The 19,032-nt window shown below is 48.9% G+C and carries 18 protein-coding genes and 1 tRNA gene; 13 read left to right on the plus strand and 6 right to left on the minus strand.

Going from position 1 to position 19,032, the window contains the following annotated elements; genetic code table 11:
• Positions 1 to 126 precede the first annotated feature (126 nt).
• The 3 genes from H6629_21360 to H6629_21370 are packed head-to-tail and all read left to right on the plus strand — an operon-like array spanning position 127 to position 2,788.
• A complete protein-coding gene (locus H6629_21360; protein MCB9070333.1) occupies positions 127 to 1,473 on the plus strand; it encodes a glycosyltransferase family 4 protein in 1,347 nt (448 codons plus the stop codon).
• A 12-nt stretch (positions 1,474 to 1,485) separates the two neighbouring features.
• The gene (locus H6629_21365) at positions 1,486 to 2,157 is read left to right on the plus strand and encodes an ABC transporter ATP-binding protein (protein MCB9070334.1); all 672 of its coding nucleotides are present in this window, start codon (positions 1,486 to 1,488) and stop codon (positions 2,155 to 2,157) included.
• A gap of 58 nt (positions 2,158 to 2,215) precedes the next feature.
• A complete protein-coding gene (locus H6629_21370; protein MCB9070335.1) occupies positions 2,216 to 2,788 on the plus strand; it encodes a hypothetical protein in 573 nt (190 codons plus the stop codon).
• A 39-nt stretch (positions 2,789 to 2,827) separates the two neighbouring features.
• On the opposite strand, the gene H6629_21375 is transcribed toward H6629_21370, so the two are convergent.
• Positions 2,828 to 5,452 carry a leucine--tRNA ligase gene (locus H6629_21375; GenBank protein ID MCB9070336.1) on the minus strand — a complete coding sequence of 875 codons (2,625 nt, stop codon included), beginning with the start codon at positions 5,450 to 5,452 and terminating at the stop codon, positions 2,828 to 2,830.
• Between the two features lie 235 nt (positions 5,453 to 5,687).
• Between H6629_21375 and H6629_21380 the strand changes: the two genes are divergently transcribed.
• Both H6629_21380 and H6629_21385 read left to right on the plus strand, forming a co-directional pair.
• Positions 5,688 to 6,536: a DUF3108 domain-containing protein gene (locus H6629_21380; protein MCB9070337.1), complete on the plus strand. Its 849-nt coding sequence runs from the start codon at positions 5,688 to 5,690 to the stop codon at positions 6,534 to 6,536.
• 88 nt (positions 6,537 to 6,624) lie between these two features.
• Positions 6,625 to 6,828: a hypothetical protein gene (locus tag H6629_21385; GenBank protein ID MCB9070338.1), complete on the plus strand. Its 204-nt coding sequence runs from the start codon at positions 6,625 to 6,627 to the stop codon at positions 6,826 to 6,828.
• Between the two features lie 81 nt (positions 6,829 to 6,909).
• On the opposite strand, the gene H6629_21390 is transcribed toward H6629_21385, so the two are convergent.
• On the minus strand, positions 6,910 to 7,392 hold the full coding sequence (locus H6629_21390) for a GAF domain-containing protein (protein MCB9070339.1): 483 nt from the start codon (positions 7,390 to 7,392) through the stop codon (positions 6,910 to 6,912).
• 181 nt (positions 7,393 to 7,573) lie between these two features.
• Here H6629_21390 and H6629_21395 point away from each other — a divergent pair, with 181 nt between their 5' ends.
• Positions 7,574 to 10,033, plus strand: coding sequence for a penicillin acylase family protein (locus H6629_21395; protein MCB9070340.1), 2,460 nt, complete (start codon positions 7,574 to 7,576; stop codon positions 10,031 to 10,033).
• A 14-nt stretch (positions 10,034 to 10,047) separates the two neighbouring features.
• Positions 10,048 to 10,377, plus strand: coding sequence for a hypothetical protein (locus H6629_21400; protein MCB9070341.1), 330 nt, complete (start codon positions 10,048 to 10,050; stop codon positions 10,375 to 10,377).
• A 78-nt stretch (positions 10,378 to 10,455) separates the two neighbouring features.
• Here H6629_21400 and H6629_21405 read toward each other — a convergent pair whose 3' ends face one another.
• A complete protein-coding gene (locus H6629_21405; protein MCB9070342.1) occupies positions 10,456 to 11,277 on the minus strand; it encodes a hypothetical protein in 822 nt (273 codons plus the stop codon).
• Between the two features lie 208 nt (positions 11,278 to 11,485).
• Here H6629_21405 and H6629_21410 point away from each other — a divergent pair.
• The 6 genes from H6629_21410 (at position 11,486) to H6629_21435 (ending at position 15,905) form a co-directional block, all read left to right on the plus strand.
• Positions 11,486 to 11,560 (plus strand) — tRNA-Pro (locus H6629_21410).
• 93 nt (positions 11,561 to 11,653) lie between these two features.
• The gene (gene hutH, locus H6629_21415; protein MCB9070343.1) at positions 11,654 to 13,273 is read left to right on the plus strand and encodes a histidine ammonia-lyase; all 1,620 of its coding nucleotides are present in this window, start codon (positions 11,654 to 11,656) and stop codon (positions 13,271 to 13,273) included.
• A gap of 59 nt (positions 13,274 to 13,332) precedes the next feature.
• The gene (locus H6629_21420) at positions 13,333 to 14,070 is read left to right on the plus strand and encodes a TerC family protein (GenBank protein ID MCB9070344.1); all 738 of its coding nucleotides are present in this window, start codon (positions 13,333 to 13,335) and stop codon (positions 14,068 to 14,070) included.
• A 137-nt stretch (positions 14,071 to 14,207) separates the two neighbouring features.
• Positions 14,208 to 14,906 (plus strand): hypothetical protein, encoded by a 699-nt coding sequence (locus tag H6629_21425; protein MCB9070345.1) that lies wholly within the window; start codon positions 14,208 to 14,210, stop codon positions 14,904 to 14,906.
• Between the two features lie 70 nt (positions 14,907 to 14,976).
• Positions 14,977 to 15,525, plus strand: a complete 549-nt coding sequence (locus H6629_21430; GenBank protein ID MCB9070346.1) for a hypothetical protein — start codon at positions 14,977 to 14,979, stop codon at positions 15,523 to 15,525.
• 8 nt (positions 15,526 to 15,533) lie between these two features.
• Positions 15,534 to 15,905 (plus strand): hypothetical protein, encoded by a 372-nt coding sequence (locus H6629_21435; protein MCB9070347.1) that lies wholly within the window; start codon positions 15,534 to 15,536, stop codon positions 15,903 to 15,905.
• Positions 15,906 to 15,986: 81 nt separating this feature from the next.
• Here H6629_21435 and H6629_21440 read toward each other — a convergent pair whose 3' ends face one another.
• From H6629_21440 to H6629_21450, 3 genes are read right to left on the minus strand one after another with little or no spacing between them, the layout of a single operon-like run.
• Entirely contained in the window at positions 15,987 to 17,240 is a 1,254-nt protein-coding gene (locus H6629_21440) for an FAD-dependent oxidoreductase (protein ID MCB9070348.1), read from the minus strand.
• 7 nt (positions 17,241 to 17,247) lie between these two features.
• On the minus strand, positions 17,248 to 18,252 hold the full coding sequence (locus tag H6629_21445) for a 4-hydroxyproline epimerase (GenBank protein ID MCB9070349.1): 1,005 nt from the start codon (positions 18,250 to 18,252) through the stop codon (positions 17,248 to 17,250).
• Positions 18,253 to 18,290: 38 nt separating this feature from the next.
• Positions 18,291 to 18,965: a GntR family transcriptional regulator gene (locus H6629_21450; protein MCB9070350.1), complete on the minus strand. Its 675-nt coding sequence runs from the start codon at positions 18,963 to 18,965 to the stop codon at positions 18,291 to 18,293.
• Positions 18,966 to 19,032: the final 67 nt, after the last annotated feature.

Below are 19,032 nucleotides of genomic sequence, written 5' to 3' on the forward strand. Positions count from 1 at the left end.
TCGTAGATGCGGTTGACCTTTTCAGCGGTCATTCCTGCGAAGGCAGGAATCTCCATTTTCTGTCAGATGTCTTTGCAAAACGCTGCGAACTTTTCGATATAAAAAAGTGTTGAAAGATTCAAAAAAATGAATGATAAACTAAAAATAGCCTACATCGCAGCCGGCGCAGGCGGCATGTATTGCGGCAGTTGCATCCGCGATAATTCGCTGGCGCGCGCCATCCGCGAACTGGGACATGACATCGCGCTCATTCCCACCTACACGCCCATGCGCACGGACGAGCCTGCGGAAAGCATCGACCGTGTGTTTTACAACGGCATCAGCGTGTATCTCGAGCAAAAATTTGCGTGGGCGCGCAATCGCTCCGGCTGGCTGGATTGGCTGATGGATCGCCCCGGCATCGTGAATTATCTCGCCAAAGTGAACGCCTCCACCAACGCCCGCGATCTCGGCGAATTGACCGTTTCGATGCTCAAAGGTGAGGACGGTTTTCAGCGAAAAGAGCTGCAAAAACTGGTCGATTGGCTGAAAAATGATTATAAGCCGCAAATTGTCCAAATCACCAATTCGATGCTCGCGGGGATGGCAAAGGAGATCAAAAATGCGCTGGATGTGCCAGTGTTGTGCGCGCTGCAGGGCGAGGATATTTTTCTCGATGACCTGATTGAGCCGTATCGCACAGAGGCGATTGCGTTGCTCCGCGAACGCGCAAAAGACATGGACGGCTTCATCGCAACCAGCGATTATTACCGCAATTTCATGAGCGAATATCTGGCAGTGCCCACCGAAAAAATTCATTCGGTGCGACTGGGCATTGGTCTGGACGGACACGGAAAAACAGAGCGTAACATCAATAATAACAATCCATTTGTGATTGGCTATCTCGCACGTATTTGTCCGGAAAAAGGGCTGCATGTGTTGGTCGATGCAGTTGCAGAACTGGCGAAACGAACCAGCGAAAACAGTGTCCGGCTGAAAATTGCGGGCTATCTCGGCAAACGCGATCATCACTATTTTGAAGGTGTGAAAACCGCCATTCGCAATCACGGCATCGAGCATTTGGTTGAGCATGTCGGTGAAGTTGATCGCACAGACAAAATCGCATTTTTGAACAGCCTCGATGTGCTGTCCGTGCCCACCGTTTATCACGAGCCGAAAGGACTGTTTTTGCTTGAAGCGCTGGCGAACGGTGTTCCGGCGGTGCAGCCCAATCACGGCGCTTTCCCGGAAATTTTATCCGCCACCGGCGGCGGTGTTTTGTTTGAACCGGATTCACCCTGCGGACTGGCTGATGCGCTGCACGGTTTGTTGGAAAATCCCGATTTGCGTGCACAGTTGGGAAAAAATGGCAAATCCGTAGTCCACCGCGATTTTTCCGATCAAAAAATGGCGATGGAAACACTGAATGTCTATCAACAATATCTCGGGATGTCAGTTGCAGATGCGGCTCCGGTGCGAACGAAAACAGGTTGAGGCGAACGAAAAATGCTGTCAGTCAAACATCTGGTTAAAAATTACCAAACGGAATCCCAAACGGTAGAAGTGCTTCGCGATGTGTCGTTTGATATTTCCGCCGGCGAATCGCTGGTAATTACCGGCCCCTCTGGTTCCGGAAAAAGCACACTATTGCATATTTTGGGAACGCTCGATTCGCCGACATCCGGCGCTGTTTTAATTAATGGAAAAAATCCGTTTGAATTGGCGGATGCGGAATTGGCAAAATTTCGCAACCACACTGTCGGATTTGTGTTTCAGGATCACCATTTGTTGCCGCAATATTCTGTACTGGAAAACGTGTTGCTGCCCACGCTCGCTTTTCCAGTCGATAGCCATAAATCGCGCGATCGCGCAACCGACCTGATCGAGAAAGTCGGGTTGTCGCACCGGATCAATCATCTTCCGGCGGAGCTTTCCGGCGGTGAGCGCCAGCGGGTTGCGATTGCGCGCGCGCTGATCAACGCGCCAGCCATCGTTTTGTGTGACGAGCCCACCGGAAACCTCGACCACAGCACCGCCGATACGCTCGCCAATGTGCTGTTTGATCTTCATCGATCCGAAAAAAATATCCTCGTTGTTGTCACCCACAGCCTCGATTTGGCACAGCGTTTCGCCAGAAAATTTCGTATATTGGACGGAAAATGTTTGGAAGAACATTAATCCAAAATACTGTTTTGTAAAAAATTTTGGCAGAAAACCACTCAATTTTTGGAGAAATATGATTCGCAAGTTTTCTCTGATTGCAATTGTAAGCACCTGTTTCTGTTGCGCTTATGCGCAGGAAATCGCAGCCTGGGATACAGTGGACATTCGCTATCGCCGCGCAGAAGTGTTGTTCAGCACCAACGAGGATGTCATCACTATCAAAGTGCCGACCTATTTGAACAAATTTGATGTAATGGAGCAAATCAAGCTGGCTGTTCAGTTTCCGGGAACGCCGCCACCGGAGAAAAAAACAACTGTTTTTGTGCTCCGGGATGATCAAAATAAAAATGACAAAACCAAAAATTGCGGTATTTACAAACCCGGAAAAGGCTACCAATGGCGGTTGGATGATTGGCAACAGGACGATGCGATTTTCGATTACGAACCGAGCGAAGTCGATAAGTTGTTATATAACACGATCTTGGACAGCATGTATGCCCAGGAAATCAGCCCGCTGACATTTGAGGAAAATGAGAGTGATACAAAAAAGCAGATCGCCAAAATGTTCGAAAAAAGCGTTGCGGAGGTCGATTCAATTTATTTTCGGGTGATGTGGTGGCGTGGTTTGCAAGCTGCCAAAAAATGAGATCAAAAAAAAGCCTGTCGTTTGACAGGCTTTTTTAATTTATCGAACAACGATGTTTACCAATCGATCGGGAATAACTATAATTTTTACAACCGTTTTGCCAACGATCAACTCCTGCACGCGATCGGTTTCCATCGCCATTTTTTCGGTGGCTGCTTTGTCCAGTCCGACCGGCAGCGAGAGTTTGTAGCGCAGTTTTCCGTTCACCTGAATCACCACTTCCGATTCATCCTGCACCAGATATTTTTCATCAAATTGCGGCCAATTTTCATACGCCAGCGATGTTGTGTGACCCAGTTTTTCCCACAATTCTTCGGCGATATGCGGGGCAAAGGGGCTGAGCAGCAGCACAAAGGTTTCCATCACGCTGCGGGGGCATTTGCGCCATTTGTTGGCTTCGTTTACAAATGTCATCATTTGCGCGATGGCGGTGTTAAACCGCATGTTCTCAATATCTTCGCTCACTTTTTTGATGGTCGCGTGCAGATGGAACATCTCATCTTTACCCGGCTCGATATCCTGAATCTGCGGCATCAGCCGTCCGTCTTCTTCCACAAACAACCGCCAAACGCGATTCAAAAAGCGATAAACGCCCTCAACGCCTTTCATGCTCCACGGTTTCATTTGTTCAAGCGGACCCATGAACATTTCATACAATCGCAGCGCATCTGCGCCGTAATCTTCCACCACTCTATCCGGGTTGATCACGTTTCCGCGACTTTTACTCATTTTGTAGGATTTCGCCTCAATGCGGATTGCCGGGTTTTCCCGCCAAACAAATGCATCACCGCGTTTTTCGGTCTCATCTTCGTTCAATTTTTCGGCAACTGCTTTTTCGCCGCTGCTTTTGATGGTGTTGTCGCTTTGCACCTGCTCAACGGAAACGGGATTTCCGCTGCCATCGCGATAGAGCACGTATTCCATTTCGCCCAAAATCATGCCCTGATGCACCAGTTTCCGGAACGGCTCTTTTGTGGAAACAACGCCGATATCGAACAGCACCTTGTGCCAGAATCGCGCGTACAACAAATGCAATACCGAGTGTTCCGCGCCACCAACATACAGATCGACATTCATCCAGTATTTCTCTTTTGCGGGATCGATCAGTGCGTTCGCGTTGTGCGGATCGATGAAACGCAAATAATACCAGCACGAGCCGGCCCACTGCGGCATCGTGTTAAATTCGCGAGTGTAAATTACGCCGTCTTTTTCAACAAATTTCCAGCTTTCCGGCGCGTTCGAAAGCGGCGGCTGCGGATTTTTGTCATCTTTGTCGCCCGCTTTGGGTTTGAAATCTTCCATTTCCGGAAGCGTTAGCGGCAGCTCGTTTTCGTCGATGGCGATGGTGCTGCCATCCGGGTGGTGTAAAATCGGGAACGGCTCGCCCCAATAGCGCTGGCGGCTGAACAACCAGTCGCGCAACTTGTAATTGATCTTTCGCTCACCGATGCCTTTTTCTTCCAACCAGTTGATTATTCTGGATTTGGCTTCCGCAACATGCAGCCCGTTCAAAAACTGGCTGTTGATTGCCGGACCATCGCCGGTGAACGCTTTGCCCTCAAAATCCGCCGGCGGTTGAACCGTGCGAATGATCGGCAGATCGTAAATTTCGGCAAATTCCCAATCGCGTTCGTCCTGTCCGGGAACCGCCATAATTGCGCCGGTGCCGTAAGTGGACAGCACATAATCGGCGATCCACACCGGAATTTTGCTGCCGTTCACCGGATTGATGGCGTATCCGCCGGTGAACACGCCGGATTTTTGTTTTTGCAATTCGGTGCGTTCGAGGTCGCTTTTTCGGGCGGCGGCTTCGCGATAGGCAACGATTGCATCGCGCTGTTCCACTGTGGTTAATTTATCCACCAGTTCGTGTTCCGGTGCCAAAACCATGTAGGTTGCGCCAAACAGCGTGTCCGGGCGAGTGGTGTAAATCAATATTTTTTCTTCACTTCCGTCAACAGAAAAAGTAACTTCCGCACCTTCGGATTTACCGATCCAGTTTTTCTGCATTTCTTTGGTACTTTCCGGCCAATCCAATCCTTCCAGATCTTCCAGCAGCCGTTCGGCGTATTCGGTGATTTTCAGCATCCACTGGCGCATCGGCCGGCGATACACCGGATGCCCGCCGCGTTCACTTTTTCCGTCGATCACTTCCTCGTTTGCCAAAACCGTTCCCAACGCGGGGCACCAGTTTACCGGCACTTCGGCAATGTACGCGAGCCCTTTTTTGTAGAGTTGCAGGAAAATCCACTGCGTCCAGCGATAATAATTCGGATCGGTCGTGTCCACCTGGCGATCCCAATCATACGAAAAACCCAGCGCCTTTAACTGCGATCGAAACTTATCGATATTTTTTTGCGTGGTCACTGCGGGATGCGTGCCGGTTTCGATAGCATATTGCTCTGCCGGCAAACCGTAGGCATCCCAACCCATCGGGTGCAAAACGTTGACATTGTTCATGCGTTTATATCGCGCAATAATGTCTGTTGCGGTGTAACCTTCCGGGTGTCCGACGTGCAATCCCGCACCGCTCGGATACGGAAACATATCCAAAACATAAAATTTTTGTTGATCCGGATTGAAGGATTCCGGCGTGCGAAAAGTTTTGTTGCCCTCCCAATAGGCTTGCCACTTCTGCTCGATCGTCCTGAAGTCGTATCCCATTCGAAACTCCATTGATTATACATCAAATTGAAACAGTACTTTTGCATATTTTAAATCTATGCAAAATCATAAATTATGGCTACGCGAACGGCGAATTTATGAAATGTATTTTGTGATTTCAAGCTTTTTGGAAAGGAACAAGGGCAAAGCAAAATCGTATTTCATTGTATTTGGCGCGTAAACACTCTATATTGCGGTAATTAAAATGATACATTAACCAAACGTATAACTATTTATGATTCAACTACATAGACGCTTTATTTTTACACTGCTCCTGATATTGACAACTTTGCTGCAAATTGTTCCGCTGCATGCGGATGGCGATTTGAAAAAGCCAACCCAGCCGTTGCCCCAATTTAAATGGAAAGTGGGGGAGGAGCTGGAGTATAAAGTGAAATACAGTTTTTTGACTGTAGGAAGCTTAAAATTCTGGATTTTGAACAAAGATACGCTCGCCGGACGCAACGTTTACCGCTGCCGGATGCACATGAAATCCAGTTCGGCGATTCCCTTTGTCAATCTCGATGACACTTATGAAAGTTTGATCGACGAAGATGTTTATTCGCACCGCGCGGAAGCCTGGGAACAGGGTGGCGACCACATTTTATACACCCGATACGATTTCGATTATGAACAAGGCAAAGTGCTCATGTTCATGGAAAAACGCTACAAGGATGACGACCGGACAGAAGTTGTGCTCGATTCCTCCACCGTTTTGAACGGACGGGTTCAGGATGGTTTTTCGCTGCTGTTTTTTGCGCGCGCAAATGTAGAGCGCAGCGATACTGCGGACGTCACCGTTTTTTCATTTAATAATTTCAACCAAACCAACATCAATTTTACCGGCAAAGTAGAAGATTTGAAAGCCAAAGGCGAAAAAGTGGATGGCTATTTTCTCGATGGCAAAATGAAATTTGTGGGCATTGCCGGATTAAAAGAAGATTTTGAAGGATGGTTTGCGCAGGATGCCCAACGCGTTCCGCTGCATGCCAGAATGAAGGCTTTTCTCGGAAGTGTGCGATTGAATTTGCATAAATGGAATAACTGGGACGGAGAAATAAAATCACTGGAAGACGACGATTGAACCGGCACTGATACTGGAACGAAGCTATTCCACGCAAAATATTCCCGGCTTCCTCAATTTTAATGGAACAAGATGGGAGTTTGCTGTGATGTTTTTTAACAAAAAACGTAGCCGAATTACGATCAACCAGATTATTTACGATAGCGATACGCATATTTTAGTCGACTACAATGGCAACCGGTTGTGGCTGCGACGGTCCAGAATTGATATTGTGCCGGATGATGATGGAAAAATTGTGATCGAACTGAGCAACCGTTATTTAAAGGACAAACTAAAACACAGAAAAACGTAAGTGTAATATTTTTATAAGATTAGACCTGAAAAAAAGGGCGTTTTAAAACGCCCTTTTTTGTTTTAGAAAATTGAATTTTCGCTAAAAAATATTTTCCAGCGATTTACAAAGCATTTCCAGATATTGTTTATCTGCCGGTGTAAACGGCTCCAGTACATGCGAATCAATATCCAATTCCCCGATAATCGCACCATTTTTGAAGACCGGCACCACAATTTCCGATTTCACCGTTAAGCTGCACGCCAGATAATTATCCTCTTTTGAAACATCCTGAATCACGAATGTTTCCTCGCGTTCCGCAGCCTGACCGCAAATGCCGGTGCCAAATCCGATCCGGGTGTGGTCCGTTTCCGCGCCCACATACGGCCCCAAAACCAGCTCTCGTGGCGATTCCGGATCAACGATGTAAAACCCCACCCAATCAAAATAGGGAATTTCCGATTCGAGCAATTTGCAAATATTCATCAGTTTTTGGTCGCGATCGCCATCGCCGGACAACACAGCTTCGGCACGCTGCAAAATTTTTTCATACGCCTGTTGTTTATCAAAATGGGTCGCTGTCATTGCTTTCCTTTCTTTAAAATCAATTCAATTTTGCCAAATCTAACGATTTGAAAAGCGTTTTGCAATTGCAGAGAGAATCGCAAATTGGTCAAAAAATATTCAGATTCTAATGATAAGTGCATGGATTTCTCCCGGAAAATTGATAAATTCCTTTTTACCTAACCCAAACAGAAGATGCTTTATGAAATGGACACCCGCAATTGTTTGTGTTGTTATATTTTTTGGATTGTTCGCTGCGCTGGATCGTTCGATATCGCCGCAGGTTCCTTTTCCGCTGGGAAAATTTTTCAACCCGTACAGTGGATTTTGGGCAAATGGCGACAAAAAAATGCCGTTGAACGAAACGGTCGATCTGCCGGAATTGAAGGAATCTGTTGCAATTTCGTGGGATGATCGCGGCGTTCCGCATATTTTTGCCCAAAATGATCACGATTTATACATGGTTCAGGGATTTGTGGAAGCACGCGACCGGTTGTGGCAAATGGAATTTCTGACATACGTTGCCGCCGGAAGGCTTGCCGAAATTCTCGGAAACAAACCGCAAATTGTGGCGCACGATCATTTTCGCCGGCGTGTTGGAATGGTTTACGCGGCGGAAAATGCGCTCAAATCTGTTCGGCAGGATGCCCAAGCCTATCAGGCGGTTGAAGCTTACGCAAAGGGCGTCAACGCATGGATTCGCCAGCTCGATGAAAGCAAATTGCCGCTGGAATACAAAATTCTGGATTACAAACCGGAAATCTGGACGCCGTTGAAAAGTGCGCTCGTGCTTAAAATGATGTCGTGGGATTTGACCGGACGCAACGAAGAAGTGCAGTACAGCGAAATCCGCAACGCTATGGGTGGCGAAACAACCGCCAATTTATTTGAGGCGACGCCATTTAAAATGGAAGCGATCATGCCCGAAAATATTCGCTGGGCATTTTCACCGGTCGATCGCCCGAAAGCGCCGGACAGCCTGTTTTCCGGCAAATTTCACACAGATTTCGACCAGATTATCCAGCCTGAAGCCAACAACGGCAGCAATAATTGGGTGGTTGCGGGCAGCAAAACCGCCACCGGAAAACCGATTTTGTGCAACGATCCGCATCTGAAATTGAACCTCCCGTCGATTTGGTACGAATCGCAATTGATTTCCCCATCCGTAAATGTGTATGGCGTCAGCCTTCCCGGCGTTCCGATGATCATCATCGGGTTCAACAAAAACGTGGCGTGGGGTGTGACCAACGCTGGCACGGATGTGATGGACTGGTATAAAATCAAATTCAAAAATGCGCAGGCAAACGAATATTTTTACGATGGCGAGTGGTTGCCAACCCAAAAACGTTCCGAGGCGATCAAGATTCGCGGCGCCAAAACCGTTTTCGATACCGTTGCGTACACCCATCACGGACCGGTCAGTTATATGGATGACGAAACACCGTTTTCCGATAACGTTCCGACCGGCGCAGCGCTTCGCTGGACCGCGCACGATCCTTCCAATGAGGTGAAAGCATTTTATCTGATGAATCGGGCGGAAAATTTGCAGGATTATAACGAGGCGCAGCATTATTTTGAATGCCCTGCCCAAAATATTGTTTTTGCTTCAGTTGATGGTGATATCGCACTGCGCCATTCCGGAAAATTCCCGGTGCGTTGGCCGCAGCAGGGACGATACATTAGCGACGGCACAGACGCAGCGTACGACTGGAAAAATTACATCCCGTTTTCGCAATTGCCGTATAGTGAAAATCCCCGGCAGGGATTTTTGGCATCTGCCAACCAAAAACCGGTGGACGAAAATTACCCATATTTGATGCTCGGACAGTATGCCACATTTGAACGCGGCGCCCGCATTCACGAACGGTTACGCGAACTGAGTGAAATTACCCCGCAGGGGATGATGAGACTGCAGCTCGATAACCGGAATTTGCGCGCTAGAACCGTTTTGCCAACGATGTTGGCAGCGCTGGACACAACCCAAATGACCGCCGGCGAGCATATTACGTTCATCGAATTAAGCAATTGGAAATTCGACAATCAGCGCGATTTTATTGCGCCAACGATTTTTGAACACTGGTTCGAAGCGCTCACAGCCGCCATTTGGGATGACGATTTGCCCGGAAATGCCAACAGCGTTTTTCTTTACCCGAACGATGATGTGACGATGCGCCTGCTTTCCGAAGATACTGCCAGCACTTATTTCGATGACCGGCTGACGCCGGAAGTTGAGCAATACGGCGATATCGTTCAAAAAACATTCCGGGAAACAACCGATAAGCTAACCCAAAAATTCGGTGAATTTGGAAATGCCTGGCGATGGGGAACCGCACGGGGAACGGAAATTCAGCATCTTGCGCGAATGTCCGGTTTGGGGCGAAAAAAATTGCCGACCGACGGCGACGCGATTGCGGTAAACGCAATCAAAGCCAATCACGGGCCATCGTGGCGAATGATCGTCCAACTGGATTCGCCAAAACCGATCGCATGGGGCATTTATCCCGGCGGGCAAACCGGGAATCCCGGTTCCAAAAAATATGACCAGTTTATCGATCCCTGGGTTGCCGGATTGTATTACGAATTATTGTATTTGACCTCACCCGGCGAAATTCACGAACGGTTGGTCAACAAAACCTTTTTCCAGAAAACAAACCAACGCTAAACAGAAGTGACGCTATGATTTTATTGATAATCGCCATGCTCGTGCTCTATTATTTTCAGCCATATTGGTGGTGGATTTTGGTTTTGCCACTATTTTACGGCCTGATTTTTGGCAAAAAACCGTTGAACAGCTTTTTGGTAGGATTGTCCAGCGCGGGATTGGTTTGGATAGGCGTAGCAACCTATCAGTATTTTAACGATGCCGCCATCATCGCCCAAAAAATTGCGGAAATGATGAACGTGGGCAGCCCGTTTTTGCTGATCGGAATCACCGGATTAATTGCGATTATTTGCGGTGGTGTCGGTGCGCTCACCGGGAATGTGCTGCGCAACCTGTTCCGGTAAACATATTTCTGCATCATTTATCAAAAGAAAGGCGGGGATTACCCGCCTTTTACAATTAAAATTGGTTCGAAATTTGGTTTACCACCAACCGAATCGCGGTTGGTTCAATGCGATGATAAAACATGCGATAACCCCAATCCAGACAAACACATACAGCGGCACAAAATACTGCCGTTTTTTGAGCATTTCCGGAAAGTGAATCGGAGTTTCGGCAAATTTGCCGCGCGGTTTGCTGGGGAAGAAAAACGTTTTATACGTTTCGATTGTGGCAACTGTAAAACCGATGCCGCACAGCGCAATCAGAAAGAAATTTTGGGTGAACAGTGCAGCCAGCGCACCGTAAAAAAACGCGAATGCCGGACTGCGGAAAAATTTGAACGTTTCAAAACCTTCGATGGGCGCATCTTTCCACGCACCGCCGAAAGCGGAAACCCACCCGCCGATGCTGCCGGCCAAAAAAATACCCAGCCATCCGCTGAACACTTCTTTATTGGTTTCCATATAATTCAACCCCAAACCGATCAAAATGATGCCCAATGCATAACCCGCGCCAACGGTCAGCCGCGCGCTGCGGCTTTTCACCACTTTGCCGAACACCGCAAACTGCATCGGAATGGTGTATTTGGATTGATCCTGTTCGCGTAAAAATGTTTTGTAATATTCCAGAATCAGGCGTTCGATAGCGTATGTGGAACCAAACAGCAGCCAGATATTCGCTGCCATTGTTAAATCCAGTTTGCTGACCCACCAGATTACCGGCGCTGCAATGCCGCTAATAACAATACTGCGAAAAAATTGCCGGTTCGTGAAACCCTCGTGCGGCGAATCTTTATACATTCCCCAGGTTGAGGTGTGGGCGCCGGCAAGTAATCCGGTAATCAGTGCAATAAAAAATTCCATGCGAGTGTTTATCCTCCATTCTACAGTCGTTGATATTGTTCATTTCATAACAAGCTTTCAATTTAACACAGTCACACTTTTTTTCCAACACTCTTGAACACTTCGCCAATTTGCTGGCTTTTTTGCCAGCCCTGCGGAGGCAAAAAGAAATTTGCAATTAATTCTTGATAATGGAATCCAGAATCTATATATTTGCCAGCGTTTTATTCGGGGTGTAGCGCAGCCTGGTTAGCGCGCCTGCTTCGGGAGCAGGAGGTCGGAAGTTCGAATCTTCTCACCCCGACATCATCAACTAAGTGAACTAGCCCGCAAATTGCGGGCTTTTTGCTTTAAACCGAAATGCAGGAAACGCCCAATGCCCACACAATCCAATGATATGTTACATCTCGTACTCGATGGCGAAAGCCTGACCATCGATACCCTCGTCACCGCCGCCAGACATCCCAAAATCCGGGTGAATATTTCCGAAGACGCCCAAAAGCGCATGAAACGCAGCCGCGATTGGGTGGATCGCGTTCAGAAAGATGGCGAGCCGGTGGTTTACGGTATCAACACCGGATTCGGTTCGCAGGCGATTGTTTCTATCGACAAAGAGAAATTGCACCTGCTCCAGCAAAACCTGATTATGAGTCACGCTGCCGGAACCGGCGATCCGCTGCCGCTGGATGTTGCCCGCGCAACGATGATGCTGCGCGCCAATACCCTCGCCAAAGGCTTTTCCGGCATCCGGGTTGAAGTGGTCGAAACCGTGCTGGAAATGCTCGAAAAGAACGTAATACCGTGGCTTCCCTCGCAAGGCTCGTTGGGGGCAAGCGGCGATTTAGCGCCATTATCGCATCTGGCATTAGTGATTTCCGATATCGGGCGAGTGAAAAATCCGGAGTACACCGGTCGTGCCTACATTTTGGATCCCAAAACCAAACAATGGGAACTGACCAACGGCAGGGCAGCCATGAAACGGGCTGGCATTCCACAAGTCCGGCTGGAAGCAAAAGAAGGTTTGGCACTGAACAACGGCACCCAGGTTACCACGGCAATTTTGGCGCTGGCCTATCACGATGCCCAACAATTGGTTAAACTTGCTGACATTGCCATGAGCATGAGTCTGGAAGCGTTGCAGGGCATTTATTCCGCATTTCGCCCGGAAATTCACCAATTGCGCCCGCATCCCGGGCAAATCGACACGGCGGAAAATATTCGCCGGTTAACTGAAAGCAGCATGTTACTGGATCGCCATTTTGAACAGGTGCAAGATGCCTACAGCCTGCGCTGTCATCCGCAGGTGATGGCCGGTGTGCGCGATACGCTGCGGTTTATCGAAAATACCATCACCATCGAGATGAACGCAACGAACGATAACCCCATTATTTTCCCGGATTTACAGGAATACAGCAAAGCCATTTCCGGCGGTAATTTTCATGGACAACCGGTGGCATTTGCCGGCGATTTTTTGAGCATCGTGCTTTGCGAAGTCGGCAACATTTCCGAACGGCGTATTTTCCGGTTATCGGATAAAAATCTCAATCGGGGACTACCGTCGTTTCTGATCACCAATCCGGGTTTGGAAAACGGGTTGATGATTGCCCAATACACAGCTGCATCGCTGGTATCGGAAAACAAATCGCTGGCGCATCCGGCCAGTATCGATTCGATCCCATCCTGTGAAAATCAGGAAGACCACGTGAGCATGTCGCCGATCAGCGCCCGGAAAGCCCGGCAAATTCTCGCGAATGTTCAAAAAGTGGTGGCAATTGAGCTATTATACGCGGCTCAGGCGTTGGAGCTGATTCTCAATCGCGAACGCCAGAAATTTGATACCAGCCCGGAATCGCTGTTCGGAAAAGGCACATGTGCGGCATTCGAAACGATCCGTAAACACGTTCCGTTTCTGGAAAAAGATCGCCCGATTTATCTCGATATCGAAAACATGCTGGCGCTCATCCAAAACGGCGAACTGCTGAAAAAAGTGGAATCAAAAATCGGTCCGCTGAAATAATCTGCAACAACCAACTTCATGAAAATCAAATACTTGGATTCAAAATAAAAGGGTAACACATGGAATGGATTGCTGACCCGCAAGCGTGGGTTGCATTGCTAACGTTAACGGTTTTGGAAATCGTTCTCGGTATCGACAACATTATTTTTATCACCATTTTAGTGGGACGTTTGCCGGAAAAGCAACGCAACAAAGGTCGCATAGTCGGATTAGCGTTGGCAATGGTGATGCGCATTTTGCTGCTGCTGTCCATCACCTGGATTATGAAACTGACCACACCGTTATTCACCGTTTTGCAACAGGAAATTTCCGGGAGAGATCTCATTTTATTGATCGGCGGATTGTTCCTCATTGCCAAAAGCACCCGGGAAATCCACCATTCGCTGGAGGGCGAGGAGGAGCATCACGCGAGTACAAAAGCTGCCAGTTTTGCGGGAATAATCACCCAAATTGCCATCATTGACATCGTTTTTTCGCTCGACTCGGTGATTACCGCCGTCGGTTTGGCGAAAGATGTTGCGGTGATGATCATCGCAATTGTGATCGCAGTGTTAATTATGATGGCATCGGCAAAAGCAATCGGCGAATTTGTGGATGAACACCCGACGCTAAAAATGCTGGCGCTGAGCTTTTTAATTATGGTTGGCGTTGCGCTGGTCGGCGAAGGATTCGACATGCACATTCCCAAAGGCTATATTTATTTTTCGATGGCGTTTTCCGTGGTTGTCGAAATGCTCAATTTGCGCATCCGCAAAGCCCGCAAACCGGTGAAATTGCGGAAAGCGATTCAAAAATGATTTCGCAGCAAAATAGATATTTCCAATAAATCGTTGGCAATGATCGATAGAATTTACAAATTGCGGTGTCCCGAAAATTTGATATTTGGGGCACCGCTTTTTTTTGAATCAAACCGAAAACCAATGAGGTAAACGCCATGCTGAACCGCATTCGTGGCTTTATTTTGATCATAAATACGTTGATTCCGCTAATTTTGATAACCGCCATCGGATTTGGCGGTTGGTATGTGTATCAAAAACTGGCGGAGCCGGTGCGAAAAATGAGCGCCACCCTAACCAGTCTGAACGCCAACGCCAGATTTACGATTGACCAATCCGGGCGTGCATTCGAGCGATTGGCGGAGCCGCTGCGCGAAGTGCGCACGAAAGTATCGTTCGCGGCGGATTATATCGCCGAGATGCCCGTGAAAATGCCCGATTTGAGCATACCGAACCTGTCGCTGAACATCCGGCCGGAAATTGAACGGCTGGATGAATACCCGTGGTTTTATCTGGAAATGAAACCGGTGGAAGTGGGCATGCCCAGCATCAACGGTCCGGAAATTCCGGGATTGACCGAAACCAAATCAACATTTTCCAGCATGTTGGGAATTATGGATTCTATGGTAGGCATTGTGGATATCATCGCCGGACTGAACCAACTGGAAACGGATTTGCTGCGGTTGGCGGTCGATACGGGACAGGTGCTCGCCGCCATCGGCGATATTTTTGGCAAATTCTGGACGATTTTGAAATGGTTCATTCTCTTCGCGCTGATTTGGCTGGTTTTTGGTTACGCATATTGGACGGTCCGCCGATTAAACGAAGGCGTTAAGTTGTTGTTCAATCTCGAATAATCGACCGAAATAAATTTGTCTGATTCCCCGATTTTCCGTAATATAGACCAAACAAAAAATGGTGAAAACTATGGGATTCCTCGATTATCTTTCTGCAAACAGCAACGGAATTTGGGTGCTGCTCGGCATGATTGCAGCGGCAATTTTGTTTATTCAGTGGCTGGCGTGGATTTTCAACAAAGGGCGCTATTCCCGCCCGAAGGACAACAGCCAAAGTCCTGTGCGGAACAGCATCCGTTTTTTGCTGGCGGAAGCGTTGGCAAAAATCATCAACGATTTTCGGCATTTGCTGGCGCTGATTCTGGTATCTATTTTTGGACTTGCACTGTTTTATGTGATGTTGAAAGCCGGCGGCTCGTTTGATAATATGCTCGAAGGTGTGCAGGCAGTTGCAGCAGCGCTCGGCGGATTGATCGGCTCAATTATGGGCTATTATTTTGGCGAATCTTCTGCCAAACCGGTCATGAATACGCCGGTTGGCGGCAACACAACGCCGGATGAAATTGAGCAGGGCGACCAGCATCGCAATGGCGATAATGACATCCGCCCGGCGCCGGTTCCGCCACCACCACCACCGCCATCCGATTCTTCGGAGCGCAACGATCACGAAGGAATTTAGGGGGCAACATGTTGAAAAATTTAAGCTTGCATGTCGTTGATTCCGTGTTCGACCCGAACAGCACCGAGAAAAAAGTGTTTGTCCGGCAACGTGAAAAATCGACGCTATACAAAGTGTATTTGTATATTTCCGGTGGCGATGTCCCGTTTGTTCAGCAGGTGACTTACCGGCTGCATTCCAGTTTTCCGAACCCGGATCGCCAGGTGTATCGCACACCGTCCAACCCGGATTGCCAATTGATTATCTGGACATGGGGATTGTTCACTGTTCAGGTGACCGTGCAGGACAAAAACGGCTATTTTTACACATTCGAACACCGGATGTCATACGACCGGGAATTGACGAATGTGCCCGCCGAAAATTATGTTTGGGAAAAGTGATTCGTTTCTTTTTGATGATTTTTTACAGGATAACAGGATTGACAGGTCTCGTTCCAGGCTCCTGCCTGGAACGTTAATACATCATGAAAACCGCTCCACCGCCAGTGCGGAAATATCTATTTCCGGTGAACGGTTGGTGGTGAGATCCGCAACCAGTTTGCCGGTTTCCGGTGCCAGCGAAATACCGATCATCGCATGACCGGCGGCAACCAACACATTTTTATACCGCGAAATCCTGCCGATATACGGCAAGCCGTCCGGCGAAACCGGACGCAAACCGGCCCACGGCTCCACCGAATCGACTTCCGACAAATCAATTTCCGGCAAGTAGCGCGGGATTGCTTTCAAAATGGCGTTCACCCGCCGTTGGTTGATGTTGAAATCCAGCCCGCCCAATTCCATCGTTCCGGCAAAGCGCAGCTTGTCGCCCATCGGCGTCACCGCAACCCGTGCTTCTTCCAAAATTAGCGGCGTTTGCAACATTTTTCCGCCCGGTTTTATGGTCACGCTGTACCCTTTTCCGGGTTGGATGGGTAATTTGAGCCGCAATTGTTTGGCAATAATTGGCGAAAATGCACCGCCGGTAATCAAAAATTCGTCTGCCCGGAAATCGCCGCGATTGGTTCTGGCTGCCGTTACCATTCCTTTGTCGATAGCGAATCCGGTTGCGGATACGCCGGTGTGGATTTCCACACCATTTTCCCGGAGCAACCGGGTCATTTCGGTCAGGAATTTGCCAGGATCGATATGCGCATCCTCCGGAAAATATGCGCCGCCTTTGGCGGAAGTTTGCACCGTTTCGTCCATCTCGTGAACTTCCGGCGCTGTCATCATCCGGCAGTCCAGCCCCATTTGTTGACCCTGTTCCACCAGTTCTTCCAATTCGTGCCAGCCGGAATCCGTGTTGCACAACATCAGCAATCCGCGCTTGGTCAACCCGAAATCGATGTTCTCTGATTGGGAAATTTCCCCGAAAAGCTGTTTGCTGGAAAGGTGCAACTTTAACAGTAAATCACGCGATTTTTTGACATGCGCAGCCGTGCATGCTCCGCGAAATTTCCACAGCCAATCCAGCAATTCCAGATCCAGCCGCGGTTTGATGTAAAACGGGCTTTCGGCATCGAACATCCATTTCATGCCCTGCGCGATTGCGCCCGGCGCAGCCAACGGCACAAAATGGCTCGGGACAATCAATCCCGCATTGCCGGTGGATGACCCGAAACCCAATTCTTTTTGTTCGATCAGCGTTACGCTGTGCCCGTCTTTTTGCAAAAAATATGCGGCGCACAAACCAATGACGCCGCCGCCGATAATCACAATTTTTTTCTGTTCCATTATTGCCTCAAACCACTTGAAATCCGTGTGCGTACGGGTCGTCATCATCGATAAAAATGGTGTTGAGACCGGTAATTTTCGCCCAACCTTCGATGCTCGGGACAATCGCCGTGTAATCGCCGACGGTTGTTTCCCGCTCAACGCGGCAGCGGAACAGGCTCCCGATAATGCTTTCGTGAACAAAATCTTCGCCCACTTTCAACTCCCCGTGGGCAAATTTCTGCGCCATCCGCGCGGAAGTTCCCGTGCCGCATGGCGATCGATCGATAGCTTTATCGCCGTAAAAAACCGCGTTGCGGGCGTGCGCTTCCGGGTGTTTCGGTTTGTCGCTCCACTCCAGATGGCTCAAGCCGCAAATGGTCGGGTCGTCCGGGTGCACGAAGGTGTATTTTTCATTCATCCGTTTGCGGATAATCGGGCTATATTGCAAAATTTTTCCGGCGCCCAGCGCATCGATGCCGCGATAATTGCCCTGCGGCTCCACAATCGCGTAAAAATTACCACCGTAAGCCACATCGATGGACAGTTCGCCCAAATCGGGACAGTCAACCGTCAGATGCGCCGAATGCAAAAACGACGGCACATTCACGATGCGAACGGAGGTCACTTTGCCCGATTCATTTTGCTGATAATGCGCGTCCACGCGACCAGCGGGTGTTTCCAGCCGAAGCAATCCGGGTGTTTGCGGTGTAACCAGCCCGCGCTCGATGAGCACGGTAACCGTTCCGATAGTGCCGTGTCCGCACATCGGCAAACAGCCGCTGGTTTCGATGAACAGGATTGCCACATCGCAATCATCGCGGGTGGAAGGGTAGGGGATGCTGCCGGACATCATGTCGTGACCGCGCGGCTCGAACATCAGCCCGGTGCGAATCCAGTCGAATTCTGCCAAAAAATGCTGGCGTTTTTCACTCATTGTGCGCCCTTCCAAAAACGGTCCGCCGCCGGCGACAACCCGGACAGGATTGCCGCAAGTGTGCGCATCGATGCAAAAAAAAGTATGGCTGCGCATGTTTTTTTCTCCGATACAACCAGATGTTATTGTTGATGTTATGGGTGGCTGTTCAGCCCGAGCGCCTGACGAGTGAATTTTTCGAGATAATCCAGCAACGCGTCTGATGCGGCGGCGGCGCTGTCCGCATTTTGGTTGGCAACGGCTTTCACCAGATTGGCATGCAGATCGGCTGCGGTGGTCAGATCACCGCTACCCTGATAAAAATACCAGAATCGCCGGCAGTGGGAGTGGAGCGGGGAATTTGCCAGAACGGCAAAACTGTTTTTGCAGGCGTTTTCCATAATGCTGTCGCTGACCTTGTCCCAGCGCATAAATTCTGAAATGTCATTAGCTGCTGCGGCTTTCACCAATTCGTAGGCACATAGTTTGAGGGTTTTGCACTGGTCGGGCGTGGCGCGTTGGGCGGCTTTGCGGGCGATCAGCCGGTCAAGTTCACGACGGGTTTCCAGAATTGCCAGATACTCTGTAAGGTTGATTTCCGTAACAATCATCCCGCGCCGGGGCAGCGAAATAACCAATCTGTCGGCGATGAGGCGTTGCAGGGCTTCCCGCAGCGGCGTGCGCCCGATGTTAACCCGTTTGCTCAGCTCCTGTTCGGAAAAAGCAGTGCCGGGCAACATTTTTAGCGTTACAATCATCTCTTCGACCAGTTGATATGCTTTTTCGGACAAGCTTTGAGTAACTGACGATGTTGATAATGATTCGTCCATTTTTTCCGGCCCTTCACTGATTGATGTTGAATTAAGGTTAAAAATATAGCTAATATATCAGAAATTC

It is taken from the genome of Calditrichia bacterium, from assembly GCA_020634975.1.
In the GTDB taxonomy this organism is placed as follows: Bacteria; Calditrichota; Calditrichia; order RBG-13-44-9; family J075; genus JACKAQ01.